Annotated in this window: 24 protein-coding genes; 17 read left to right on the forward strand and 7 right to left on the reverse strand. The window is 50.4% G+C overall.

Annotated elements, in window-relative coordinates:
* Positions 1-64: 64 nt before the first annotated feature.
* The 5 genes from pdhA (at position 65) to ACLB09_RS04875 (ending at position 6,060) form a co-directional block, all read left to right on the forward strand.
* Complete coding sequence (pdhA, locus tag ACLB09_RS04855; protein WP_410768621.1) at positions 65-1,132, forward strand: pyruvate dehydrogenase (acetyl-transferring) E1 component subunit alpha; 1,068 nt, start codon at positions 65-67, stop codon at positions 1,130-1,132.
* Between the two features lie 36 nt (positions 1,133-1,168).
* Complete coding sequence (locus ACLB09_RS04860) at positions 1,169-2,149, forward strand: alpha-ketoacid dehydrogenase subunit beta (protein WP_410768622.1); 981 nt, start codon at positions 1,169-1,171, stop codon at positions 2,147-2,149.
* A gap of 44 nt (positions 2,150-2,193) precedes the next feature.
* Positions 2,194-3,516, forward strand: a complete 1,323-nt coding sequence (locus tag ACLB09_RS04865; RefSeq protein ID WP_410768623.1) for a dihydrolipoamide acetyltransferase family protein — start codon at positions 2,194-2,196, stop codon at positions 3,514-3,516.
* A gap of 4 nt (positions 3,517-3,520) precedes the next feature.
* On the forward strand, positions 3,521-4,936 hold the full coding sequence (gene lpdA, locus ACLB09_RS04870) for a dihydrolipoyl dehydrogenase (protein ID WP_410768624.1): 1,416 nt from the start codon (positions 3,521-3,523) through the stop codon (positions 4,934-4,936).
* Positions 4,937-5,217: 281 nt separating this feature from the next.
* Positions 5,218-6,060 (forward strand): stalk domain-containing protein, encoded by an 843-nt coding sequence (locus ACLB09_RS04875; protein ID WP_410768625.1) that lies wholly within the window; start codon positions 5,218-5,220, stop codon positions 6,058-6,060.
* Between the two features lie 51 nt (positions 6,061-6,111).
* Here ACLB09_RS04875 and ACLB09_RS04880 read toward each other — a convergent pair whose 3' ends face one another.
* On the reverse strand, positions 6,112-8,628 hold the full coding sequence (locus ACLB09_RS04880) for a DsrE/DsrF/DrsH-like family protein (RefSeq protein WP_410768626.1): 2,517 nt from the start codon (positions 8,626-8,628) through the stop codon (positions 6,112-6,114).
* A complete protein-coding gene (locus ACLB09_RS04885; protein WP_410768627.1) occupies positions 8,628-8,915 on the reverse strand; it encodes an ArsR/SmtB family transcription factor in 288 nt (95 codons plus the stop codon). The genes ACLB09_RS04880 and ACLB09_RS04885 overlap by 1 nt, the downstream gene beginning before the upstream one ends.
* Before the next feature lie 426 nt (positions 8,916-9,341).
* On the opposite strand from ACLB09_RS04885, the gene ACLB09_RS04890 reads away from it, so the two are divergent.
* Positions 9,342-10,196 (forward strand): undecaprenyl-diphosphate phosphatase, encoded by an 855-nt coding sequence (locus ACLB09_RS04890; RefSeq protein WP_410768628.1) that lies wholly within the window; start codon positions 9,342-9,344, stop codon positions 10,194-10,196.
* Positions 10,197-10,326: 130 nt separating this feature from the next.
* Here the strand turns inward: ACLB09_RS04890 and ACLB09_RS04895 are convergent, their stop codons facing one another.
* Positions 10,327-10,959, reverse strand: a complete 633-nt coding sequence (locus ACLB09_RS04895; protein WP_410768630.1) for a LysE family translocator — start codon at positions 10,957-10,959, stop codon at positions 10,327-10,329.
* Positions 10,960-10,998: 39 nt separating this feature from the next.
* Positions 10,999-11,430, reverse strand: a complete 432-nt coding sequence (locus ACLB09_RS04900; protein ID WP_410768631.1) for an Lrp/AsnC family transcriptional regulator — start codon at positions 11,428-11,430, stop codon at positions 10,999-11,001.
* Between the two features lie 234 nt (positions 11,431-11,664).
* Between ACLB09_RS04900 and ACLB09_RS04905 the strand changes: the two genes are divergently transcribed.
* The 6 genes from ACLB09_RS04905 to ACLB09_RS04930 all read left to right on the forward strand — a co-directional run bounded on the left by ACLB09_RS04905 (position 11,665) and on the right by ACLB09_RS04930 (position 18,188).
* On the forward strand, positions 11,665-12,123 hold the full coding sequence (locus ACLB09_RS04905) for a GNAT family N-acetyltransferase (protein ID WP_410768632.1): 459 nt from the start codon (positions 11,665-11,667) through the stop codon (positions 12,121-12,123).
* 46 nt (positions 12,124-12,169) lie between these two features.
* Entirely contained in the window at positions 12,170-12,598 is a 429-nt protein-coding gene (locus ACLB09_RS04910) for an NUDIX hydrolase (protein WP_410768633.1), read from the forward strand.
* Positions 12,599-12,798: 200 nt separating this feature from the next.
* The gene (thyA, locus tag ACLB09_RS04915) at positions 12,799-13,593 is read left to right on the forward strand and encodes a thymidylate synthase (RefSeq protein WP_410768635.1); all 795 of its coding nucleotides are present in this window, start codon (positions 12,799-12,801) and stop codon (positions 13,591-13,593) included.
* Between the two features lie 42 nt (positions 13,594-13,635).
* Positions 13,636-14,136: a dihydrofolate reductase gene (locus ACLB09_RS04920; protein ID WP_410768636.1), complete on the forward strand. Its 501-nt coding sequence runs from the start codon at positions 13,636-13,638 to the stop codon at positions 14,134-14,136.
* A 127-nt stretch (positions 14,137-14,263) separates the two neighbouring features.
* On the forward strand, positions 14,264-15,751 hold the full coding sequence (locus ACLB09_RS04925) for a glutamate synthase subunit beta (protein ID WP_410768638.1): 1,488 nt from the start codon (positions 14,264-14,266) through the stop codon (positions 15,749-15,751).
* Between the two features lie 148 nt (positions 15,752-15,899).
* Positions 15,900-18,188, forward strand: a complete 2,289-nt coding sequence (locus ACLB09_RS04930; protein ID WP_410768639.1) for a type IA DNA topoisomerase — start codon at positions 15,900-15,902, stop codon at positions 18,186-18,188.
* Between the two features lie 57 nt (positions 18,189-18,245).
* Here ACLB09_RS04930 and ACLB09_RS04935 read toward each other — a convergent pair whose 3' ends face one another.
* On the reverse strand, positions 18,246-19,019 hold the full coding sequence (locus tag ACLB09_RS04935) for an HAD family hydrolase (protein WP_410768640.1): 774 nt from the start codon (positions 19,017-19,019) through the stop codon (positions 18,246-18,248).
* Positions 19,020-19,130: 111 nt separating this feature from the next.
* Positions 19,131-20,045 (reverse strand): ArsR family transcriptional regulator, encoded by a 915-nt coding sequence (locus ACLB09_RS04940; protein ID WP_410768641.1) that lies wholly within the window; start codon positions 20,043-20,045, stop codon positions 19,131-19,133.
* 268 nt (positions 20,046-20,313) lie between these two features.
* Between ACLB09_RS04940 and ACLB09_RS04945 the strand changes: the two genes are divergently transcribed.
* The 5 genes from ACLB09_RS04945 to ACLB09_RS04965 are packed head-to-tail and all read left to right on the forward strand — an operon-like array spanning position 20,314 to position 25,094.
* The gene (locus ACLB09_RS04945; RefSeq protein ID WP_410768642.1) at positions 20,314-21,048 is read left to right on the forward strand and encodes a phosphonate ABC transporter ATP-binding protein; all 735 of its coding nucleotides are present in this window, start codon (positions 20,314-20,316) and stop codon (positions 21,046-21,048) included.
* An 8-nt stretch (positions 21,049-21,056) separates the two neighbouring features.
* Positions 21,057-22,316 (forward strand): hypothetical protein, encoded by a 1,260-nt coding sequence (locus ACLB09_RS04950; RefSeq protein WP_410768643.1) that lies wholly within the window; start codon positions 21,057-21,059, stop codon positions 22,314-22,316.
* Positions 22,317-22,345: 29 nt separating this feature from the next.
* Positions 22,346-23,044 (forward strand): response regulator transcription factor, encoded by a 699-nt coding sequence (locus ACLB09_RS04955; RefSeq protein WP_114495436.1) that lies wholly within the window; start codon positions 22,346-22,348, stop codon positions 23,042-23,044.
* Positions 23,041-24,549 carry a sensor histidine kinase gene (locus ACLB09_RS04960; RefSeq protein ID WP_410768644.1) on the forward strand — a complete coding sequence of 503 codons (1,509 nt, stop codon included), beginning with the start codon at positions 23,041-23,043 and terminating at the stop codon, positions 24,547-24,549. The genes ACLB09_RS04955 and ACLB09_RS04960 overlap by 4 nt, the downstream gene beginning before the upstream one ends.
* Complete coding sequence (locus ACLB09_RS04965; RefSeq protein ID WP_410768645.1) at positions 24,546-25,094, forward strand: GNAT family N-acetyltransferase; 549 nt, start codon at positions 24,546-24,548, stop codon at positions 25,092-25,094. The genes ACLB09_RS04960 and ACLB09_RS04965 overlap by 4 nt, the downstream gene beginning before the upstream one ends.
* 80 nt (positions 25,095-25,174) lie before the next feature.
* Here the strand turns inward: ACLB09_RS04965 and ACLB09_RS04970 are convergent, their stop codons facing one another.
* Positions 25,175-26,398 (reverse strand): glucose-1-phosphate adenylyltransferase, encoded by a 1,224-nt coding sequence (locus tag ACLB09_RS04970; RefSeq protein WP_410768646.1) that lies wholly within the window; start codon positions 26,396-26,398, stop codon positions 25,175-25,177.
* Positions 26,399-26,573: the final 175 nt, after the last annotated feature.

Genomic DNA, 26,573 nt, shown 5'->3' on the forward strand with positions numbered 1-26,573 from the left:
CAGATGTATAATAATTCTATAACAGCGGAACATGATAATCAAATATTTTGTCGAGGTGAAGAAAATGAGCAAGATTCCTTATGAAGTATATACGGAGGAAGTCGAGGCTTTGTCCGTCCTTTCGCCGGATGGTGAAATTGTAAACAAAGATAAAGTCCCGAACTTGACAGATGATCAATTGAAAGAACTAATGTACCGTATGGTATTTACCCGTACTTGGGATGAGCGTGCCATCAACCTGGGTCGTCAAGGACGCCTCGGTTTCTATGCTCCGGTTTCCGGACAAGAAGCTACGATGGTAGGCAGTGAATTCGCTTTGGACAAGAATGACTTCGTCTGCCCGGGTTATCGCGATATGCCGCAACTCGTATGGCATGGTCTTCCGCTTTATCAAGCATTCCTGTATTCCCGCGGTCATCAACACGGCGGCCAAATTCCGGAAGGCGTCAACGTACTTATGCCTCAAATTATTATCGGCGCTCAAGTTCTTCATGCCATGGGGATCGCCATGGGTTACAAATTGAAGAAACAAAAACAAGTCGCCATTACTTATACCGGTGACGGCGGTTCGTCCGAAGGCGATTTCTACGAAGCGCTGAACTATGCTGGAGTATTCAAGCTTCCGGTTATTTTCTTTGTGCAAAATAACGGTTATGCGATCACAACTCCATTCTCTAAACAAACGGCTGCTCTTTCGATCGCTCACAAAGCGGTTGCTGCCGGGATCCGCGGCGTGAAAATCGACGGGATGGACGTATTTGCGGTCATCAGCGCGGTTCAAGAAGCGGCCGAACGTGCCCGTAACGGAGAAGGCGCTACCTTGATCGAAGCGGTCACTTACCGTTTCCGTCCGCATTCCTTGTCCGACGATACAAGCAAATACCGGACGAAGGAAGAAGAAGGACAATGGAGCGAGAAAGATCCGATTGCCCGTCTTGCCAAGTATCTGGAGAAGAAAGGCCTTTGGAACGACGAAGAAACGGCTCGTGTTAAAGAGGAAGCTAAGGCAAAAGTCAACGAACAAATCAAAAAGGCCGAACAAACCGAGAAAATGAGTGTTTCCGGTCTGATTGACAGCATGTTCGAACAAACGCCTAAACATCTGGAAGAACAAAAAGCCGATTTTAAATAAGCCTTGAAGAAGTTCTAATGAGGAGGATATGAAGCAATGGCACAAATGAATATGAAAGAAGCAATCCGCGATGGTATGCGCGTAGAGTTGAATCGGGATCCAAACGTCCTGCTTTTCGGGGAAGACGTAGGTAATGTCGGCGGTGTATTCCGCGTAACGGAAGGTTTGCAAAAAGAATTCGGCGAAGATCGCGTATTCGATACACCGCTGGCCGAATCCGCCATCGGCGGTTTGGCGGTGGGCCTCGGGATTCAAGGATTCCGTCCTGTTGCCGAAATCCAGTTTGTCGGTTTTATCTTCGAAGCCCTGGACCAAATTTTGGTGCAAGCGGCACGGATGCGTTACCGTTCCGGCGGCCGTTATAATGCGCCGATCGTGTTCCGTACACCTTATGGCGGCGGCGTAAAAGCGGCCGAGTTGCATACGGACGCCCTGGAAGGTTTGATTGCGCAAACTCCGGGTATTAAACTGGTAATCCCTTCGAACCCGTATGATGCCAAAGGCCTCATGATCTCCGCAATCCGTGACAACGATCCGGTATTCTTCATGGAGCATCTTAACCTGTACCATGCATTCCGCGCCGAAGTGCCGGAAGGTGAATATACAGTCGAACTAGGCAAAGCCAACGTGGTTCGCGAAGGTTCCGACGTGACGATCATCGCTTACGGCATGATGGTTCACACGGCTGTAAAAGCTGCGGAAGAACTTGAAAAAACAAAAGGCATCAAAGCCGAAGTCATCGATTTGCGTACCCTGGTACCGCTGGATATCGATACGATTCTGGCATCGGTCAAGAAAACAAACCGCGCAATCGTCGTGCAAGAAGCACAAAGATCCGCCGGTATGGCTGCCGAAATCATCGCTCAAATCAATGAAAAGGCAATTCTCCATTTGGAAGCGCCGGTTCTCCGCATTACGCCTCCGGATACCGTTTATCCGTTCGCGCAAATCGAAGATCAATGGCTTCCTACTCCGGCCCGCATCATTGACGGCGTAAACAAAGTTCTCGAATTTTAATTGACTTTTACTTTTAAAACTATTGAAAACAGGAGGTCTTCCAGGTGGCAAAATTTGAATATCGCTTCCCAGAGCTGGGCGAAGGTTTGCATGAAGGCGAAATTATCAAAATGCATATCAAAGCCGGCGACAAAGTTACAGACGAAGATATCGTGATGGAGGTACAGAACGACAAGGCGGTCGTTGAAGTACCTTGTCCGGTAAACGGTACGGTGCTCGAAGTGTTCGGTACCGACGGCGCCGTATTCCGCGTAGGCCAAGTAGTGGCTGTCATCGATGCGGAAGGCGATGTTCCTGAACAGGAACCGGCACATGAAGAAGCTAACGCACAAGAAGCCGATGCGGCTAAGGGCGGAGCCGATACGCAAGATTCTCCTGCAGCTTCCAGCCCGGCCGATGCGAAAGAAGGCGGCGCAAACGGCGCGGCAGCACCTGCTGCTCCAAACCGTGAAGTGCTTGCTACGCCTAGCGTACGTAAATTTGCCCGCGAGCAAGGCGTTGATATTGCACAAGTAAGCGGCACAGGCAACGCTGGTAAAATCACTCGCGAAGACGTGGAAGCATTCAAAAACGGCGGCGCGGCAGCAGCACCTGCAGCTGCAAGCGGCAAAGACGAAGCAGCGAAGGCTCCTGCGGCATCGGCAGCTTCCGCGGCCAGCGTAAGCGCAGAAGAAGAACGCGTACCGTTCAAGGGTATCCGCAAGGCGATTTCGAACGCTATGGTGAAATCGGCATACACAGCTCCGCATGTAACGATCATGGACGAAGTGGACGTTACGGAATTGGTAGCTTTCCGTACTCGCATGAAACCGATCGCCGAGAAGAAAGGCATCAAAGTAACTTACCTGCCATTCATCGTTAAGGCACTCGTAGCGGCTTCCCGCCAATTCCCGGCGCTGAACGCTTCGATCGACGAAGAAAACAACGAAATTGTTTACAAGAAACATTACGATATCGGGATTGCTACCGATACGGATAACGGTTTGATCGTACCGGTTATCAAAGATGCCGACCGCAAGAGCATCTGGATGATCGCCGACGCTATCCGTGATCTGGCAGCCCGCGGCCGTGACGGCAAGCTGTCCGCCAACGAAATGAAGGGCAGCACGATTTCGATTTCGAACATCGGTTCCGCCGGCGGTATGTTCTTTACTCCGATCATCAACTACCCTGAGGTAGCGATCTTGGGTACAGGCCGCATCAGCGAAAAACCGGTTGTTAAGAACGGCGAGATCGTTGTCGCTCCGGTTATGGCTCTGTCCCTCAGCTTCGACCACCGTCTCATCGACGGAGCAACAGCTCAAAACTTCATGAACTATATCAAACAGCTGCTCGCTAACCCTGAGTTGCTCGTTATGGAGGTGTAACAATATGGTAGTAGGAGACGCTTCTCTGGATATTGATACATTGGTTGTAGGTGCCGGTCCCGGCGGATATGTGGCGGCCATTCGTGCCGCCCAACTGGGCCAAAAAGTAATTATCGTGGACAAATCGGAACTCGGCGGCGTGTGCTTGAACCGCGGTTGTATTCCGTCCAAAGCTTTGATCTCCGCAGCGCACGCTTACGAAAACGCACAGCATGCCGACGCTTTCGGCGTAACTGCCGAGAACGTAAAAGTGGACTTCTCCAAAACACAAGATTTCAAAAACGGCGTAGTTAAGAAAATGACCCAAGGCGTATCCGGCTTGCTTAAAGGCAACAAAATCGAAGTATTCAGCGGTGAAGTTATGTTCATCAACGAAAACGAAGCCCGTGCCTTCAACGATCATGAATCGCCGCGTTACCGCTTTAAGCATTGCATTCTTGCGACCGGATCCCGTCCGATCGAACTGAAGCCTTTCCCGTTTGGCGGACGCATCCTGTCCTCGACGGAAGCATTGGAACTTCCTGAAATCCCTAGCAGCCTGATCGTTATCGGCGGCGGCTACATCGGCGCTGAATTGGGCCAAATGTTCTCGAAATTCGGCACGAAAGTAACGATTATCGAGGGTATGGATTCCGTACTTGCCGGCTTTGACAAAGATATGACCCGTCTTGTAACCAAGAGCATGGAAAAAACGGGTATCGAAATCATCACCAATGCAAAAGCTGAAAGTGCTGAGCAAACCGACAAGAACGTTACTGTGAAATATTCCGTAAACGGCGAAACGAAAGAAGTGACTGCCGATTACCTGCTCGTTACCGTTGGACGTCGCCCTAACACGGATGGAGACCTGGGCTTGGATCTGGCTGGCGTTAAGCTTACGGACCGTGGTCTGGTGGAAGTCGATCACCAAGGCCGTACGAGCAACCCGAACATCTTTGCCATCGGCGATATCGTGGCCGGACCTGCCTTGGCCCACAAAGCTTCTTACGAAGGTAAAGTTGCTGCAGAAGTTATCTCAGGACTTCCGTCCGTGGTGGATTACAAAGCTATTCCTGCTGTAGTCTTCACGGATCCTGAATGCTCCAGCGTGGGCTATACGGAAAAAGAAGCGAAGGAAAAAGGCTACAAAGTCAAAGCCGGCAAATTCCCGTTCGCGGGCAATGGTCGTGCAACTTCGCTGAATCAGCCTGACGGCTTCATCAAGATCGTAGCCAACGAAGAAAACAACGTGGTGCTTGGTGCGCAAATCGTCGGAATCGAAGCTTCCAACCTGATCGCCGAGCTCGGACTCGCGATCGAAATGGGTGCAACCCTGGAAGATATCTCGCTTACGATCCACGCTCACCCTACACTGGGCGAAATCGTGATGGAAACGGCCGAATTGGTCGAAGGACATCCGATCCACGTGATCTCCCGTTAATGTTTGATTTCTCACTCCGAGCCGCTTAATTTAGGTAGCCAGGAGATCTCCTAAGCTAATTGATAGGGCAAGACCGAATTCAATCGGTCTTGCCCTTTTTTTAGCTGCAATAGTGCTCAAGCAGTTTTTTTGCGCTAGGACATAGTTTTACAAAATCCTATCCTGTAAATGACAAAATAATCACCTTCCACCCATGCCAAGCTGTTACAATAAAACTAACTTTTCAGTTTCTGGATACGTTTGGGATATAGACAGCACATACGGCGAGGAGCGTAGTCTTCATGGGCAGAAAAACCGGAATAAGATCGGCGGGAATTATTTTGTTGTTGACGGCGGGTATATTATTGTCCGGTCCGGCCAAGGCGGACCCTTCCTTGAATTTATGGATAGACGGAAAGCCGCAGGATATGCGGGTGGATCGGAAAGACGGCATGATCATGGCTCCGGTTCGCTCCTTGGCGGAATCATTAGGGGCTAGCGTTACCTGGGATCCGAAAGGAAACCAAGTTCATGTGAAAAGTGGCCCTGGGGATTCCGAAGCACAGAACGGTATGGAAGATACCAAAGTAACCCTGAAGCAGGTTGCTTCCTGGGTCAAACAACAGGGAGCCGGATCGAACTATTATCTGGAAGGGCTGTCGTTTGAAGAAGTTCAGCTGGATGAAGATGACGAACTTGAAGTGATTGCGGGAATCGACGGCGGGGTGCATCTGGGACAGTTTTTTATTTTTGATCGTAACGCTTCCGGCAATTATAAACTGCTGGCGGAAAAAAATTGGAAGGTCGAACAGTTGGACCCGGGGGTTGCGAAGGATGTGGAACTGAAGAAAGTATTTGAAACGGTGGAAAGGACGGGTGGTACGGGAATCGACGTGCATTATGCCCACCTATGGTATCTGGACAATGGTATCATGAAGGAGGCATGGAGAGGTACCATGAAGGAAAGGTTTGCAATGGTTCCGGACGGACATTCCCTGCTTGCGGGAAGCTATCAGGTTATTGATAACACGCTGTATAGCTGGGAAACGTTCACCAAGTTGGCTGACGATGATGAAACCGTCGTGGGCAAACCGGAGACGAAGATGAAGGTGTTCCGTTTTGACGGAACCGAATTTGTGGAATGAATAAAGCCCGATCCTGATAATCGTTCAGGGATCGGGCTTATCTTTTATGAATTAAATAAACAAATTAATGCCGGATTGATCGGCCTTGCCTAAATAGTAACCGACTCCGCCGATTTTGACGCCCTCGATTAATTCTTCCTGTTTGATCCCCATGACGTCCATGGACATTTGGCAAGCAACGATTTCCACGCCTTGGTCTAGCGCGCTTTGCATCAGTTCTTCAAGGGAAGCGATGTTACCGTTCTTCATGACGCCGCGGATCATTTTCGCACCCATGCCCATCATGTTCATTTTTGACAGGGAAAGCTTCCGGCTTCCGCGCGGCATCATAGCCCCGAACATTTTGCCGATCAGGTTTTTAGATACGTTTACCTTTTCCGATTTCCGGATGACGTTCAACCCCCAGAACGTAAAGAACATCGTTACCTTTTTACCGCTTGCGGCCGCCCCGTTCGCAATGATAAACGAAGCGATGGCTTTGTCGAGATCGCCGCTGAATACGACCATGGAAGTACCATCCTGGGACGAGACCGGCACTTTAGGCTGCTCGGTTTCGGTTGCATTCAAATCTCTTCCTTTGCCAAGATAGGCTTCGATCATGCCGTTGCCTTGTTTATGGACCTGAATCATTTTGTTCTTGGACATGACGGCCCACGCCTGTACATCTTCGTAAAAACCGGGGTCCGATGCGGTCACTCGTAGAACTTGACCGTCCTGAAGCCGGTCCATCGTCCGTTTGACTTGAATCAACGGGCCCGGGCAGCAGAGACCGCAGGCGTCCAGTTCGGCATCGGCACGCAGTTCCCCGATTGGAGACTGGGCCGTGGCTGCGATTTCCTGAGCCGCTTTGGTGCTGCGTTCAGTTTCAGCCGGGATAGCTTTGGCAGGTTCATTCCCTCCGCCAATGCTGGATTTTTGGCCAGGTCGATATTGTGACATAAGGTAGGTTTTGTAACCGCCGGTCAGATTGCGTACCCGGAATCCTTTTTGTTGCAAAATTCGCGAGGCGGTGTATCCGCGCAGACCAACCTGGCAGTACACCCAGATTTCCTTGGCGGGATCCAGCTCGCCGAGCCGGGCGCGCAAATCATCGACAGGAATGTTCAAGGAATTCGGGATGTGTCCGTTACGATGCTCCATTTCCGAGCGCACATCGACAAGCAGGGTAGTGTCTTCATCCCGGCTTTCCAGATCCTTAGGAACAAAGACGGCGGTTCTGCCGGTCAATACATTTTCCGCCGTGTAACCGGCCATATTGACCGGATCTTTTGCAGAGGAGTATGGAGGGGCATACGCCAGCTCCAGTTCTGTAAGATCGTTCACCGTACCCCGGAAGCGGATCGTTGTTGCGATATCGTCGATTCGCTTATCCACGCCGTCAAATCCGACCGCTTGCGCGCCGAGCACCGTTCCATCGTTATTGAACAGCAGCTTGAGCGTAAGTGGCGTGGCTCCCGGATAATAGGAGGCATGAGAATTAGGATGAACATAAGTGACATGGTAAGGCAAACCGAGACGCTGCAGCGTTTTTTCGTTATTTCCGGTATTTGCGCCGGTCATGCCGAACACTTTGATAATGGACGTTCCTTGGGCGCCCTTGAACGTAGTGCCAAGGCCGCAAACATTGTCCGCTGCGATTCTCCCTTGTTTATTGGCCGGGCCCGCAAGCGGGATGGCTGTTTTCGTGCCATTGACATAATCTTTAATTTCTATGGCATCGCCAGCCGCGAAAATATCCTGTTGGCTAGTTTGCAAATGATCATTGACAAGAATATGTCCCTTCGGTCCCAATTCGATGCCGCTTCCTTGTAAGAATCCGGTATCCGGCGATACGCCGATCGCCAGGATAACCATTTCGGCACTCAAGGTGACTCCGCCGGCCGTGGTAACTTCAATAAGCTCCCCCTTGTCCTGAAAGCCTTGAACGCTCTGCGACATGAGCAGGTTCACGCCATGATCCTCGAGTTCTTTGGCAAGAATACCTGCCATTTCCGCGTCGAATGGAGCCAAGATTTGCGGCCCGCCTTCAATTAATGTTACATTCAGCCCTATTTCTTTCAGATTTTCCGCCATTTCCACGCCGATAAAACCGCCGCCGATGACGACTGCGGAAGAAATTCCGTCTTCTGTCACGCGTTTTTTAATCCGGTCTGTGTCGGGAATGTTACGCAGGGTGTGTATTTTCGGGCTATCGATCCCCGGCAGATTAGGCCGGATCGGCTTCGCTCCGGGAGACAAAATGACCGCGTCATACGATTCCTCATACTCTCCACGGTCTTTGCTTCGTACGTTTACCGTTTTGTTAACAGGGTTAATTCCAATTACCTCACTATCAATCCGGACATCGATATTAAAGCGTTTGTACATCGCCTCGGGGGTCTGAACAAGCAGCTTGGAACGTTCTTTGATAGAGTCTCCGATATAATAGGGAAGGCCGCAGTTGGCAAAAGAAATGTATGAATCCCGTTCAAACATAATAATGTGCGCTTCTTCGTCCAGACGGCGCAATCGGGCTGCGGCTGACGCGCCTCCGGCGACACCTCCGACAATGATGACTTTTTTGCTCATCACATTTCCTCCTTGAATAAAATGCTTATCAGTTGATTGATTTTGTCGTCCGCTATACGATATTTGACCTCAAGCCCACTCCGCTCGGCTTCAACGATGCCCATGCTGCGCAGCTTCTGCAAATGCTGGGAAACGGTCGATTGGGGCAGATTCAGGCATTCCTGCATATAGGTGACATTGCATTCGCGTTTTTGGATCAAGCCCTTGACGATGCATAACCGGACCGGATGGGCCAGTGCCTTCAGGATTTCGGCAGCTTCTTCGTAAGCTTTGAAATTGTTGTCCAAATGAATCACTCCAGTCATAGTTTGTATTGCTATATCGCAATATTACGATATATAAATTTAGTTGTCAAATATGATTTAATCTACAAAGCAGATCCGGTTTGCGGGACGAATATGCTAACAGCAGCAACAATAGGATGATATAGAAGGTATATTTTCTCCGTTAAATATTACTAGGCGGAGTGTTGGTTGCATTAACTGTATACGGACTGTTAAAGTAAAAAGGTCACACCGTCGTTGTAATGCAGCAGTTCTTTTGAACCTATTTGATCCGAGCCGCAGTAGCCTGGTGACTCGCTTTTGTGGTAGGATGGATGCTGCAATGTTTCTACCGGTGTTATCTCCCGTTATTGGAGTACATAGTAATTTTCAGTGTAGAATATGAAGCTAATTTAGAAGTTTGATTGGAAAAGGAGAGAGCTAAAGGCAATGGAAACGATTTTTTCAATTCTTAAATCTATCATCTTGGGGATTGTAGAAGGGATCACCGAATTTTTGCCGGTGTCTTCTACGGGCCATCTCGTTATTTTTGAAAATTTTCTGGGCTTCACTGGCACGACGCCTTCTTATGTTGAAATGTATACTTATGTCATTCAGCTGGGAGCCATCCTGGCGGTCATCGTTTTGTATTGGGGTAAAATCAAAGATACGTTGATCCATTTCTTTCCTCAGAAAGTCGGGTTCGAGAAATCCGGATTCCGGTTTTGGCTGATGCTGGCGATTGCCTGCATTCCCGGCGGCGTATTCGGTATTCTGCTTAATGATTGGGCGGATGAGCATCTGTTTACGCCGGTTGTTGTTGCTTTCACTTTGTTCTTCGGCGGCCTGTGGATGCTATATGCTGAGAAAAAATTCCGCAACAACGGCCTCGGCGGCGGCGGTGACGAACTGAACGTCACGGTAAAACAGGCGCTCATTATCGGTGCGTTTCAAGTGCTGGCGATCATCCCGGGGATGTCGCGCTCCGCTTCAACCATCATCGGCGGCTGGGTCGCCGGTTTGACTACGGTAGCGGCAGCTGAATTTTCGTTCTTCCTGGCCATTCCGGTCATGGTGGGGATGAGCTTCCTGAAAATCGTGAAAATCGGCGGGTTTTCGAGCATGACCTCTACCGAGCTAATATCGCTGGGCGTGGGCTTTGTCGTATCGTTCCTGGTGGCCCTTGCCGTCATCAGCAAGTTTATCTCCTACCTGCAGAAGAAACCGATGAAAGTATTCGTATACTATCGGATGGTGTTTGCAATCATTGTTCTGGTGGCGGGGATCGCCGGATTTTTCCATTAAAATTCAATATATTGTTCAAGCCCGGGCTCGGAATAGGCAACTATTCCGGCCCGGGCTTCGTTATTAGCGGCAAAGGAAAAATTCAACAAATCCGAGCCCGAGTCCTGACAAAGGTTATCCTTTATTTAAGTTATGTATTAAACAAAGCCGAAAGCACGCTCCATAATCCCATTCCCGTCAAGATCAAGGCTGAGGCGAGGTCCACCGTCCGAACGGTCGCCGGTGCCAGTAGGCGCTTGCGAAACAGGTTCACAGCCGTCGTAAGGACAATCCACCACAAGGCTGAGCCAAGAAAGATTCCTGCTGAGAAGGCCGCAGCCCCCACCCAGGAGGTCGTTAATGACTGCGATCCTAAACCTGCGGCCAATGCCGTAAAGGAAATCAGCGTCATCGGATTCGTAAGAGTAAGCAGGAAAGCGGAGGCAAAGGTGAGCAGCTTGCGGTTAGACCGTGCGGGATTCGGATCTTGCAAGGCCGGCTGCTTGCGGCGAAAGCCGGAGAGACCGAGGAGGATGATGAGAAGGCCGCCGCCGATTTTATTCACATGACTATACATCATCAATCGGGAGGAGATGGCGCTCACGCCGAATGCAGCAATAGCTGCGTAACAGGCATCAGCGGTCGCAATTCCCATCCCGGCGGCTACTCCCTTTTTCCATCCCCCAAGAAGGCCGGATCGTATACATAACATCCCCATCGGACCTATGGGAGCTGCAATGGCGGCCCCCGTAAGCATACTCTTAATAAGAATAAGAAGGATCATATCGAAATATCTCCTTTAAATAAGTTCAGCGAAATTTTGTTAATCCTCTTTCAATGTCGATAGCACGATGGTCGTTTTGGTCTTCACGACGCCCGCAAATTGTTTCATCGTTCCCGAAATAAATTGTTCCAGGGAGTTGATGTCCCGAACGCCGACTTTTAACATGTAATCGTAGTCTCCGGCCAAATGATGACATTCCAGAATACATGATTCTTTGACCACCTGTCTGGTGAATGCTTCAATATACTTGGGATGTTCAATGATGACGGATATGTAGGCTAACAACTGTCGGCCGGCCGCTTCCCGATTCAGGCGTAAAGTAAACCTCTCGATGGTGCCTTTCTCTTCAAGTTTGCGAATTCTTTCCGATACGGCGGGAACCGACAGGTGGACGGCTTTACTGATTTCTGAACTGGTTATGCGACTGTTTTGCTTTAGCAGTTCAACGATTTGAACATCTACGTTATCCATGAAAATCACTGCTCCTTCTCGTTCCTATGTTGTTTATGATTATAAACGATGCATTAAATATTGTGGTGTTCTAATATAAATACAATAATAATTTAATTCTTTTGATCAATTGGATTAAATAAGTGAAAAATGGGTTGCATAAAAATCAGGGTAACTTAAATTATTTAAGTAGCAATTCTTTTGTTAAGGCATAGGTAACCTTGTTGCGGTTTAAAATTTGGGGAGGGAAAGAAAGTGAATAAACATGTACATATATCACAAGCCTCGATCAAGGATTTGGATGATACGGCAGTTTTGTTTAACGATTACAGGGTCTTTTATGGAAAACCGTCCGATTTGGACGGGGCAAGAGCATTTTTGCACAGTCTGATGGAGCATAGAGAATCCGTCGTTTTTCTGGCCAGGGACAACGAAAGCGGAAAGGCGGCGGGTTTGGCCCAGCTGTACCCGGTATTTTCCTCTTTGTCCATGCAGCGGTCATGGATTCTTAACGATCTGTTTGTTGCGGAGGAATTCCGGAATCAGGGCATCGGGCATCAACTGCTGGCTGCGGTTTCGGAATATGCCGTTTTCACCAAGTCCAAAGGAATCGCGTTGGAAACCGGAGTCGGTAATCTCGGTTCTCAGAAGCTGTACGAGCAATTCGGATATGTCCGGGACGATGAATTTTACCATTACTATTTGACCTTATAGGGCAGATGTACATTAACATGTTCATCAATAGAAAGGACGGCAGACCATGAGAAGAATCGATATCGTCTACGCATTGATTACAAGCCCGGACAAGCAGCGGGTATTGATGGTCCAGAACCGCGATAACCGGAATACGTGGACTTTGCCCGGAGGAACGGTTGAACCCGGGGAGACGCTGGTCCAGGCGCTGCGCCGCGAAGTGAGAGAGGAAGCCGGAATAGAGATTGATATTCACGGAGTTATGGCGGTGAATGAAGTCGTATTTCCCGACAAGGAAGAGCATTTCGTGCTCCTGACATTCAGGGCGGAGATGACCGGCGGCCGGGAAGTTACGATGATGCCGGACGAGATTTCCGCGGTATCCTGGATCGAGCTTGAACGGGCGGACGTCTTAATGCCGTATTATGAAAATGGATTAAGCGGTCTCGTCGGAGCGGGGCACGAGGTTCCTTATTGTGATGAAGGAACAGGGTAGGCGGATCAATACATGAACCGGTAACGATCTCTACCGCAGTATTTTACAGAAATCCTGGGCAGATTAAGCAAGAACGGTGTATGTTATCCGGTCCTCTTCTCCTGAACATGAACGGCCTTTTGAAAATGGACATTCCTTCTCTTTATTACTTTGATATAATAGACAAGATCTTATATATAATGTTACGGGGTGTGCTATAGATGCGAAATTATTTGAATTTGCTGCAAGACGTTATGGAAAATGGAACGCCGAAAGAAGACCGCACGGGCACGGGAACGATTTCCGTGTTCGGCAGACAGCTTCGATTCGATCTCAGTAAGGGATTTCCTTTAGTAACTACGAAACGGATACATCTTAAATCGGTGGTTCATGAGCTGTTATGGTTTTTAAAGGGAGAAACCAATATCTCTTATTTAAAAGAGCATGGCGTCCGCATCTGGGATGAGTGGGCGGATGAGAACGGGGATCTCGGCCCGGTTTACGGCTCGCAGTGGCGCGCCTGGGAAGCGCCGGACGGCCGCAGAATCGACCAGATTGCGAACGTCGTCGAGGCGATCAAGAAAAATCCGGATTCCCGGCGTCATCTGGTCAGCGCCTGGAATGTGGCTGAAGTCGACAACATGAAATTGCCCCCGTGTCACTTCGTGTTTCAGTTTTATGTCGCTGGCGGCAAACTGTCCTGCATGCTGACGATGCGTTCGGTGGACACCTTCCTGGGTCTGCCGTTCAATATTGCCAGTTACTCGCTGTTAACGCATATGGTAGCTCAACAGTGCGGTCTTGAGGTGGGAGAGTTTATCTGGTCCGGCGGCGACGTGCATATTTACAGCAACCATCTGGAACAGGTGAAAACGCAATTGGAGCGCGAACCTTTCCCGTTGCCTCAGCTTGTGATCAAGCGGAAGCCGGACTCGATTTTTGATTATGTTTATGAAGACTTTGAGTTTGAAGGCTATCAGCATCACCCGACGATTAAGGCAACGGTTGCCGTATAACGGAAAAATGCAAACTGTAAAGGACGAAAGGGGCGATCAGATTTGAGTGTAACGCTAATATGGGCAATGTCGCAAAACGGGGCGATCGGCCGGAACAATCAACTTCCATGGCGTCTGCCTGAGGATTTGAAGTTTTTTAAAGAGCAGACTACAGGTAAGACGATGGTGATGGGCCGGAAAACCTGGGAGTCCATGGGCAGCCGCCCGCTGCCGAATAGGCGGAGCGTCGTTCTGACGGCGGATCATGCTTATAAGGCAGAAGGGGCGGAAATCGTCCATAGCGTTGAGGAAGCCATGGAGTTTGCCAAGGCTGAAGAACTCATGGTGATCGGCGGGGCCGGCGTGTTTCAGCATTTTCTTCCGCTTGCCGACCGTCTGCTTGTTACCCAAATCGATGAGGACGTCGAAGGCGATGTGTTTTTCCCCCACTTCGACTGGTCCGAATTTGAATTGGTTCTTGAAAAAGAGGGAATTCGTGATGAGAAAAATCCTTATGCTTACCGCTTTTTGACTTACGAACGGCACAAGACTGCTGCGCAATAGTGCAAATTATCATATCATTAATCCATTAATAAGAAATCCCGCGAATGCTAACATCAAGATACACTGAAATGTGAGAGTTTCGGAGCGATTTAGAAGCTTTTACGTCTAACGGATGGGGGAAGTTTTGATGTCTACACCAACGGGGTTTATGGAATATAACCGAGAGCTTCCGGGGGACCGGAGCCCGTCCGAACGGGTCCAGGACTGGCAGGAGTTTCATAAGCATATGTCGGATGAAGAGCTGCGGACGCAAGGAGCACGCTGCATGGATTGCGGCACACCTTACTGTCATACGGGAATGGATATGACGGGAGGCACCTCCGGCTGTCCGGTACACAACCTGATTCCGGAATGGAACAATCTTGTGTATCGCGGCCTTTGGAAAGATGCGCTCGACCGTCTTCATAAAACAAACAATTTTCCGGAGTTTACGGGGCGGATTTGCCCTGCGCCTTGCGAAGGCTCCTGTACCGTAGGACTGATCGGACAGCCTGTCACGATCAAGACCATCGAGCAGGCGATCATCGACAAAGGCTTCGAAGAGGGCTGGGTCGTTCCCGAGCCGCCGGAACAGCGGACCGGACGCAAAGTGGCCGTAGTCGGTTCCGGCCCGGCGGGATTGGCTTGCGCCGCACAGTTGAATAAAGCGGGACATGAGGTAACCGTGTTCGAACGGTCCGATCGGATCGGCGGCCTGCTAATGTACGGCATCCCGACGATGAAGCTAGACAAAGCCGTCGTTCAGCGCCGGGTAGATCTGCTTGCCGCGGAAGGCGTTAAATTTGTAACGAATACGGAAATCGGCAAGGACATCAAAGCGCAGCAGCTTGTTGACGAATTCGATGCCGTTGTGCTTTGCGGCGGGGCGACGAAATCCCGCGAATTCAATATCGAGGGCAGCGATCTTAAAGGTGTGCAGTACGCCATGCCGTACTTGAACGGAACGATCAAGAGCTATCTCGATTCCGGGCTGCAGGATGGCGAGTACGTGTCGGCCGAAGGCAAGGATGTTATTGTCATCGGCGGTGGGGATACCGGATCCGACTGCGTGGCTACAGCGCTGCGTCACGGCTGCCGCAGCATCACGCAATTCGGGACGCATGCCATGGCTCCGCTTACGCGGGACAGTATCAACAACCCTTGGCCGCAGTTTCCGAATGTCTATACGCTTGATTATGCCCAGGAGGAAGCCAAAGCCTTGTTCGGCAGCGACCCGCGCGAATTTTCGATCATGACAACACGGTTCGTCGGCGATGAGGAAGGCAACCTGAAAGAACTGCATACGATTCAGATTCAACGGATCGTGGACGAGACGGGGCGCAAAATTTATCAGCCGATTCCGGGTACGGAGAAAGTGTTCCCGGCCCAGATGGCCCTGATCGCCATCGGTTTTGACGGACCGGAGCAAGGGATCGTGGGTGAGCTCGGTCTTGAAACGGATCGTCGCACCAATGTGAAGGCCCGTTACGGCAAATACAACACGAACGTGGACAAAGTGTTTGCCGCAGGGGACATGCGCCGCGGTCAAAGCCTCGTGGTCTGGGCGATTCATGAAGGGCGCGAGGCGGCCCGGGAAGTGGATAAATATTTGATGGGCGCTACCGTTCTCGCATAAACAAGAACAGAGCATGCAGAAAGCTACCAAAATATGATATACTAGTTTCAGCTACAGGGCTGCGCGGAGCGCGGCCCTTTTTATTGAGTTTAAGCGTTATCCTATGAAATATATGCGAAACATGCAAGAAAGTGGGGCCCGAAAAAAGATGAAAACGCTCGTTATCGCCGAAAAACCGGATATGGGGCGAACGATCGCCGCGGTCATCGAGCCGAGGGCGAAAAACAACCGGTCTTATCTGGAAGGAGACCGTTACATCATTACTTGGGCGATCGGCCATTTGCTCGGGCTGGCCGAACCGGACGCCTATGACGAGAAGTACAAAAGGTGGAACTTCGGTGATCTGCCGATCATGCCGGAACATTTTAAAATTGTGCCCAATCCGAGAACGAAGGACCAGCTGAAAATCATCGGGGAGCTTGCGGGGCGGTGCCAAGCGATCGTTAATGCCTGTGACGCCGGGCGGGAAGGCCAATACATCTTCGCTTTGATCCGTCAGCAGCTGAAACTGACACAGCCAGTAAAACGATTGTGGATCTCCGACCTGACTGCGGAAAGTATTGCCAAAGGGTTTGAGGGGCTGCACGACAGTTCCGAGTTCGAGAATCTGGAACTGGCGGCAAGGGCGCGAAGCGAAGCGGATTGGCTTGTGGGCATGAACGCATCGCGCGCATTCACGACCAAACATCGTACGCTGTTGTCGGTAGGCCGGGTACAGACCCCGGTATTGGCGCTTATTTATGACCGGCAGAAGGAGATCGAAAGCTTTGACTCGCTCACGTATTACGAGATCAAGGCGGATTTTGAACAGCAGGAACGTAAATATGTCGGGACCTGGCAGGGCGAGCGGTTGACCGACGGGGAGAAGGCGAAGTCGATCGCGGACAAGGTACGCGGGAAACAAGGCGTTATCGCAGAATATGAAGTGAAGGATACCCGCGAGTATCCTTACAAGCTGTACGATTTGACCTTGCTGCAACGGGAAGCGAACGCGAAATACAGCTATTCCGCGAAGAAGACGCTGGATCTGGCCCAGGCGCTGTATGAGAAGCACAAGGTGATCACGTATCCTCGGACAAGCTCCAACTATGTGACGGAGCAAAATATCGACGGGATGCACAAGACGCTGCATATGCTGAAGTCGTCTCCGTCTCCTTACCGGGACCTGGCGGAGGGTGCGGATCAGCGCATCGTGCACGTGAACAACAAGTCGGTCTGCAACCCTTCCCGGGTGGAAGATCACCATGCGATTCTGCCTACGCTTCGACGTCCGGGAACGCTCACGAAAGAGGAACAGCATATATATGATCTGGTCGTGCGCCGCTTTTTGTCCCATTTCTACCCTCCGGCAGAGTACAAGCAGCATACGCTGCTGACGGAAGTCGAGTCGGAAACGTTCAAGACGAACGTTAAAGAGTTGCTCTCGCTTGGCTGGAAAGTGTGCCTTCCCGGCGATGACGGGGGCTCCAAAGCTTCGGGACGCGGCAAGAAGCAAGACGAGGAGGACGACGCGGAGGAACTTGTGAGCGAGCCGTTTACGATCAACCGGGATGAGCCGGTGCAGTGTACGGATGCCCAAGCGAAGGAGAAGGCTACCCAGCCTCCTAAAGCTTTTACCGAAGGTACGCTGCTGAAGGCGATGGAAAGCGCGGGGAAACAGCTCGAGAACGAAGAGCTCCGCGAAGCGATGAAGGAGGCGGGACTCGGCACTCCGGCTACGCGTGCGGCAACGATCGAACGCCTGAAGAAGGTCGGCTACATTACGATGCAAGGAAAGAGAATCACGGTCACGCAGAAAGGCCGGATGGCGGTGGAACTGATCCGGCATGCAGGCGTTGAGCTGCTCACTTCCCCCGAGATGACAGGGCAGTGGGAGCGGAGGCTGCATCAGATTTCCAAAGGGGAAGCGGCCAGCGAGAAGTTCATGGAAAACGTCAAACGGTTTACGGTTTCGATCATCGATAAGGTGCGGACGCAGCGGAAGGCGGACGCTTCGTTGTTTGAGCCCACCGAAGAGGATAAAGGAAAACGCAAGCGTACAGGCGGAGCCGGGAAGGATGAAGGTAAGGCAACCGCCAAAAGCAGCGGAAGGCAAGGGAATAGCGGGTCCGGGACCGAAAAGACCACGCTGCGTGCGTCATCCTCGGTAACCGGCGGCCTGCAGCCGCTGGCCCCTTGCCCGCGTGAAGGCTGCGGCGGCCAATTGATCGAAGGCAAGAAAGGCTACGGCTGCAATCATTTCAGACAGGGCTGCGGCTTTGTGGTCTGGAAGGAGTTCGAGGGTAAACAGATCTCGCTGAACATGCTTAACGCCCTGTTGGAGAAGGGACAGACACAGCTGTTGACATTCAAGCATCCGGAAGGCGATTTCAAAGCCCGGATTCAATTGGCAGACCCCGGTAGCGGCAAGTTGGAGATTTCGCGAGCGGATTCCTGAATAATTAAACGGCAGCCCGGAACAAGTTCACAAGTTCAGGGCTGCCGTTTTCAATTGTTAATTGCGGGTCGCGCTGCGGCCGGCTTGCGCCATTGTCAGGCTCTCGGCGATGATGCCGGGGACCGCTTCAAGCGAGGATACGGTGTACATGACCGTATCGGCATCTTTTTTCAGCTCAATAAGGTTATAGGTCCATTCGTTCGGATGTTTGATGTACACCGCGTTGATGCCTGCGGTAAGGGCAGGCTCGATATCCGTGCGCAGGCTGTTGCCGATCATCCAGGTGTTTTTCCGGTCGAACGTGCGGGAAGACAAAATTTGTTCCAGCGCCTCAATATTTTTGTGTTGGCGGATGTAGATGCGGTCCTGAAAGTAATCGGCCAGTTTCATCTGTTCGATTTTTCGTTGTTGAATGACGGTTTCTCCCCCGGTATACAGGAATAGCTCGTGTCCGTGGGAAGTGAGCAGGGTCAGCGTCTCCACCATTCCGGGATAAGGCTCCACCTTTCGATCGTAAACGCTCATCCCTAGCTGCATCAGTCTGTCTTCTTCGGCAATATGGAGATCCCGCCCCAAGATCCGGCAGAAATAGCGGTAGGTATCGATCAGGCTTTGCGGAAAGTGACTGCTGACAAACCCGATTTTCTGAACGCCGGCGACATCGATTTCGATTTGTTTACTCCGGATTTCAGAGCTTGTTACGCGGTATTCACTCAACCAATCGGCAAGCAAGTCGGCGAATTCGTCAAGGATTTGGTCAAAATAAATATTGCAATGGACCAGGGTATCGTCCAGGTCAAATATGATTTGTTGCCGCAGCGGCTTACTCAATGTTGGTCACTCCTTCTGAAGAAAAGCAGGTGGTTATTATGTATCCTAACATAGCAGAAGGGTTGACGGAAAAGCAAATGCCGGTGAAAAAGGGATTATATCTTGGCAACGCTATAGGCGGATATAAGACTCAAGGAACATTTGCAGTTCGGAAGCGCCGTCCGGACGGATGCTGAATTTCTCGGTATCCCGGTCGACCAGATGAATGCGGAGCAACCCGGCTACGCGAAGCCGCATTAAGTGGTGCATCAGTTGCTCTTCGGATTCGTGCAGATTTTGCGCGAGATCTTGAAGCGATTTCGGCTCATCCGCAACATAGCGCAGCAAGCGAAGGCGTTCGGGTTTGACGAGGGCCCGGGTCAACCTCAGGAGGCAGATCGGCGGTTCATTCTCGTCTAGTTCAGGCAAATCAAGCGGATACTGGATCAAAAGCGTATTTTCATAGAAGCAATAGGTATTGATCGGCCGAAAATGAATCGAAGGCAGCAATACGACCTTTTCGATGGGGAGCTGAGGTTCCAGAACCAATCCGCCCGAGGCGTATTCCAGCAGAGCATCGGGATCCATCTTTTGCATCAGCGCTTGTTTCTCAGCTGCATCTTCTTCCAGCAGGGAAACATATTGGTTTTCAATGTGGCGAAAATATAAGTCATTCCAAATGCGCAGCAGCGGAACGTAACTTTTCAGCCGTGAAATATCCTCACTATTCACAGTTCGAATATAGGATTTCAAGATATGAAGTAGCGTATTCTCGTCAGTTTCGGCTAGTTCGGTTAAAAACCGATCGATATCGGCGTCCGGCTTCCGTTCCAAAATCAAGGCGTAGAGCAAATCGTAATCCGAAAAAGGCAGTTCTGCCGCTTCCGCGAAACTATGCCGCTCCTTCTCGTCAATACGGGCTTCAATGGATTGGATCCATTCCGAACCGACATCCAGATTGTTTACCCATTTCCGGGTTGTGTATATAATAAAGCTGCTCAGTAGTTCATACACCGGTGATACGTCGATTTTCACGTCATAGTACATGACTAAACCTCCTACAAGTCAATGCATACATGTTCATTATGGCTTGTTGGCAATGAGCTTGTCTACTATAATGTTTATAGATGATTGGAAAAGTGTGACTTTATTTTTTCTAAAAGCTTACATGAATGTCACCATGCGGAAAGTCGCCGGTTCTCCTGCGATTTTCTTGCTTTATTTAGGAGTAAATATGAAGATGCTGTAATGGATTTTCAACGCTATTTCCAATACACTAAGAGAAGAGCGGAACAGTCAAAGGAGAATCGGACAGATGATGAAAGTAAACCACTTGAAAAAAAGTGTGGATGGCAATAAAAAAGTAGTTTTGCGCGATATCAGCACCCGGTTTGAACAAGGGGAAATCATCGGTGTCGTCGGTCCCAGCGGAAGCGGTAAGAGCACTTTGCTCCGCTGTCTCGCCCTGCGCGAAAGCTGGAATGCCGGGGAATATTCCTGGGATGGGGACCAGGTCATCAAGAACGGCGGCAAGGGATCGCAAAAATACCGGTCGAAATGCGCTTACCTGGAACAAAATCCTTCATTATATCCAGATAAAACGGCGCTGAAAAACGTGCTGATCGGACAAGCCGGACAAACTCCCCTGTTGAGACGGGTAACCGGGATGGTCCGGTCCGATGATTATATGGGCGCAATGGACGAGCTCGAGAAATTCGGATTGCTCGACAAAGCTCATGTAAAAGCAGGCAAATTGAGCGGCGGCGAACGTCAGCGCGTCGCTATCTGCCGCGCGCTGGTGCATGGAGCCGGGTTTATCGCTGCAGACGAGCCTGTAGTCGGGCTGGACCCCCAATCGGCGGAGCGCGTGCTTACAACCCTCCGTTCGCTGTGCAGCGATCAGGGCAAAACGGTAGTCGCCGCATTGCCGATTGAACTGGCCGAGCGCTATTGTACGAGAATTTGGGGACTCTATGAAGGGGAACTTAAGCTCGATGTATCGGGCAGACGGTTGACCGAAGGCGAGAAGCGGTCGATCGATCTGGTATGAAGAGAGTGATGAAATTGATTCACAAAGCATGGATTACCGCGGCGGCCGGAAGTTTGCTACTCGTGGCGCTAAGCGGATGCGGTATTATCAAGGATCCGAAATCGCTGATGGAAACGCCGCAGCTGACTTCCGACAAGGAGTCGCTGATCAGCGTGATTAATGCCGAGATCAAGGGGGCGCAAATTATCCGGCCCCGGGATGTCAGCGACATCAGTTCGATCCGTACGCCTGATCTGAACAATGACGGGGTAAAGGAAGCGATCGTCTTTTACGAAACCCCGGATGAAGCGGTACGGATTCACGGCATGATCCTGGAACATCAGGGGGATACCTGGGTACCGAAGGTCAAGTTTGACGGCGAGGGACAGGTGCTGGAGACTTTTGAGCTTCGGGATATTACCGGAGACGGCCATCTGGATATTATCGCCGGATTTACTAGCGGCGAAGAGGATCCTCAGAAAGGTCTGACCGTATACACCTATAACGGCTCTGAGGTCGAGAACCTGTTGACACTGCCTTATAACGATTTTCTCATCGATGATCTCAACCAGGACGGTTTGCTCGATTTGACCGTCGTGACATTAAAACGGGATCAGAATGCAACGGTAACGGTGTACCAGTACAACGATTCGTTCCAGGAACTGGACCATATCCAGCTCGATGATCCGATTAAGGAATACTACAATTCGGTCAGCGGCAATATTACCCCCAAACTGAAGGGGATCGTGCTGGATGCCGCCTTTGGCACCCATTATGCCTATTCCCATCTGGTCGTGATGAAAGACGGGAAACTGATCGATTTGTTACCGTCGCAAGACTCCACGTTTAAGAATTATCCCGTCCTTAGCGGTGACGTGGATGGCGACGGCATTCTGGAGGTCGGCCGTTCCGAGAAGCCGAAAGGTTGGGAAACACGGCCGTACGATGATATACCGCTATTTTCCTATTTTCAATGGGAAGAAGATAAAGGTCTGAAATTCGTCATGCAGCAATATATGGATTTAGCGGGCCGTTTCTATTTCAATTTTCCGAAAGAATGGTGGGGGACAATCACCATTGATCCTAAATCGGATCAAAATGAGCACCTTTGGTTTACCAAGATCGAGACGGGCGAAACCGTTGCGGAAATCAAGTTCTTCTCGCTTTCGGAATGGGAACGAAACAAAGGAGATTGGGAGTTGATGGCCCGCGACAATGACAAGGTCATTGGATTCCTGAGCCACACCGACTTGAAAATCAATAAAGGCGAAAAAGAGATCAAGCGTTAAGTTACAGTAATACGAGGGAGGAGACCAAGTTGAGCAAAGTATTGATATTGGAAGATGAAGAATCCATCCGCAGTTTTATCGTGATCAACCTTAAGCGTAACGGCTTTGAGGTCATAGAAGCGGCAGAGGGAAATGAGGCTTTGGCCAAGCTGCAAAGCGTGCCGGATATAGATATTGCGCTACTGGACGTGATGGTACCGGGAATCGACGGGTTCGAGGTGTGCCGGCGGATCCGGGAGACTAATGAACGGATCGGCATTATTTTTCTGACGGCCAAGGTTCAGGAGCAGGATAAGGTTTACGCCTTGTCTGTCGGTGCGGACGATCATGTCAGCAAGCCGTTCAGTCCGACGGAGCTGATCGCGAGAATCCAGTCGCTGCTGCGGCGGGTTAATGTGTACCGGGAGAGCAGCGCCAAAGTGTCTTTTACTTCAGGTCCGTTTACCTTGGATTTGATCTCCAAGCAATTTAAAAAGAACGGTCTGCTTATAGAGCTTACACCGACGGAATTTTCGCTGATCCAGTATTTTCTGGAGCAGGAAAACACGCCGCTCAGCCGCGATCTGCTGCTGGATCATGTCTGGGGCAAGGAATACATGGGCGATCCGAAAATCGTTGACGTGAATATCCGCAGGCTGCGGCAAAAGATCGAGAACAATCCGTCCGAGCCGGCTTTTCTGCAAACCGTGTGGGGACACGGCTATAAGTGGAAAGGCGAGGGACAATGATCAAAAAAGGCATCGGCCGGCAAATCGTTTTACAGTACTTCATCGTCGTATTCGTAACCTTGTTCATGGTCGAAGTGATCTTTTCGTTGGCCATTCGCGTTTATTATTACGATACGATTTATAATCATATGTCCACTCACTCGACTTGGGCTTCCGACTTCTTCCAAAAATTCGTGCGCCTGAACGCAGAGCGTGATCCCGATTATTTTACGGAAATGCTCCGTACGTTTGAACTCGATAATACGGAATTGATGATCCTAAACCGGAAGGGCGATGTTGAGGCCAGCAGTAACGCTTTTCAGGCGGATAAGGCCATACAGACGAGCGACGTATCGCAGGCGGCAGCGGGAAGCGTAGGTAAATGGATCGGGAGACAGCCGTCCACCGGGGAAATGGTGATGGCCGTTTCAACGCCGCTTCAAGTCCGGGGAGAAAACAGATATATCGTCAGGTTCGTCACCTCTCTGGAATCGGTCAACTCTAATCTGATGAAGCTGTCGCTATTGTCCTCAGCGGTGTGCCTGGCGGTTCTAGCCCTCGTCACCTTATTCAGTATCGGGCTTGCCAATTCGATCGTGAGGCCGATCAATAATATCAGGGCGGTCTCAGCCCAGATGGCCAAGGGCAAGTTTGAGTCCAGGATTAAAGGGGACTACCGTTATGAGCTGGGGGAACTCGCGGCTACGCTCAACTATATGGCACAGGAAATCGTGCGGAGTAACCAGATCAAGGACGATTTTATCTCCTCCATTTCCCATGAGCTTAGAACGCCTCTGACAGGGATCAAGGGCTGGAGCGAAACGTTGACGCTCGGCGGCTTTGATCCGGAGGAAACGAAGATCGGAATGGGGATTATCGCGAAAGAAACGGACCGCCTGATCGGCTTGGTGGAAGAGATGCTCGATTTCTCCAAGCTGCAGCAGAACGAAATGAAGCTCGTCATCAGCCGCGTTAATCTCAAGGAGCTGCTACAGGAGACGATGCTGAATGTTTGGGCGAAAGCAGAGCAAAAAGGAATTCAAGTCAAACTGGAAGACCGGACCATGCAAAATATTACCGTCATCGGGGACGGCAACCGGTTGAAACAAGTCTTCTTGAATGTGGTCGACAATGCCATCAAGTTCTCCAATGAAAACAGCTGGATCCACCTTGTCGTCAGCCGGACCGAACCGGAGAAAGTGCTGGTGGAAGTGGTGGATACCGGAATCGGGATCAGCGAGGAGCACTTGAACAAAGTGAAGGACCGCTTCTTCCAGGTTAACCACCAGGGAGGCGGAACCGGTCTCGGGCTGGCGATCAGCCAGCAGCTCGTTGAGCTTCATCATGGGGAAATGGACATCCACAGCGAGTTGGGCGTCGGGACCACGGTTTCCGTCAAACTGCCGCTGGCGGAGCCTGAGGATGAAGAGCTGGAAAGCAACGACGCCGCGGGGGAAAGCACGCTCTCAGTCGAAGAGCGACCCGATAACAAGCCAGGCACAGACGGAGAAGGGGAAACGTTATGAAAGAGTCGCTAGATACCATTGAAACCACTGCCGGTGTTTTTCAAATCGCACTTGCGGATAAGAATGATTCAGAGCTTGTACGGAACTTGTTGATTGAAGCGGCGAATTGGATGGCATCCTCCGGAATCAAACAGTGGAATCCGGAACAATTTACGGAGGAAGTAATCTCTTCCTATTTTGTCAATCGGGACATTTACTTGTTATTAAGGGCTGACAATCATGAACCCGCAGGGCTGTTCACCTTGCAAACATCGGATCCGGATTACTGGGGGGAGCTTAACGACGAAGGGTATAACTATTTGCACCGTTTAACCGTAAGGCCAGACTATAGAGGGCATGACTTGGGCCGTAAATTGATTTATTGGGCGGCGAAGCGCAGCCGCAGTTTGGGGCGGATAGGATTGCGGTTTGACTGCTGGAACGAGAACCGGAAGCTGAATCCCTATTACCGGGATTTGGGCATGGAAGAACAGGCCCTCGGGGAATTGAACGGCAGGCAGTATATTTTGTACGAGATGAATGCGACGGTTTTTCAAACGGTTTAACCTGAACAAACACAAAGGGTGCCGGCCAAGACAACTTGGCTGACACCCTTTCTTTATATAAAGAAACACTGATGATGCGGTTAGGAAGACAAACCTTCGGCGCGCAAGCGGGCCGTCTTGTCGTATACTTCCTTCAACAGGCGGGAAGGCTGAGGGCGTACGGCCGGTTTGGCTACCACGGTCTCGTATGGACCGATTACGATAATATCATCCGCCGTGCCTTTGATTACCGCACCGTCATGAATCACTGCGCCTTCGCCAATGATCGCCCGTTCGATTAAAGCTCCGCGTCCAATTCGGGCGTTAGGCATAATCACGCTGTCTTTGATTTTGGTGTAGCGGCCGACCTCTGTCCCGCCAAAGAGGACGGAACGCTCGGAATATCCTTCAAGCGCACAGCAATCGTGGATCAGGGAGCTCTTGGTCTGAACGCTGCGCGTTTTCAGGGCTCTCGGCTTGGAACTGGATTGATCCCGGGTATACATAGGCCATGCTTCATTCAAAAACTTCCAGTCCGAATCTTTGGCAAGCAGGTCCATGTGGGCTTCCCACAGGCTTTGAACGGTACCGACGTCCCGCCAGTAGCCTTTGAATTCATAAGCGTGCAGCGGTCTTTCGCCGGCCAGCATTTTCGGTATTACGTCTTTCCCGAAATCATGGCTGGAGTTTTCGTTCATGGCATCTTCAATTAAATGCTGTTTAAGGAAGTCCCACTTGAACAAATAAATGCCCATTGAAGCCAGGTTACTGGCGGGTTTTTCCGGTTTCTCGGCAAATTCCGTAATTCTGGATTGTTCGTCCGTGGACATGACGCCGAAGCGGTGAGCCTCATCCCATGGAACAGGCATGACAGAAATCGTTGCTGATGCATCTGATGAAATATGGAACTGGAGCATTTCGCGGTAATCCATATGATAAATATGGTCACCCGACAAAATCAGTACATTTTCCGGATCATGACTGTCTACATACTCAATATTTTTGAAAATAGCGTCTGCAGTTCCAGCATATTCCTCCACGCCAGCGTTGTAAGAAGGAAGCAGCGAAATTCCGTTATTAGCCGATCGCGGAAGGTTCCAGGCTTCTCCTTCTCCGATATGTTCATGCAAGGACTCTGCTTCATATTGAGTAAGTACACCAATCGTGTCAATTCCTGAATTTACGCAATTGCTGAGAGGAAAATCGATGATCCGATAATGGCCGCCAAAAGGAACGGCGGGCTTGGCGAGTTTGGACGTAAGCGGAGACAATCGTCTACCCTCACCACCGGCCAGCAGCATAGCAATACAGTCTTTCTTTTTCATTTCGTTTCCCTCCCGTAAGGTTTCGTCTGTGTAGTACATACATAAACGAGATATAATGTGGTTGAAACTAGAATTATGGAAAACTGAAGAAAATATTACATTTATTTTTTCATTTCTAAATTTTGTTGTTCAGTTTCCCGGATTTCTGGGTAAATATTTAAGTGGGACTATACAT

The organism is Fontibacillus forbon (assembly GCF_046559655.1).
GTDB lineage: Bacteria > Bacillota > Bacilli > Paenibacillales > Paenibacillaceae > Fontibacillus.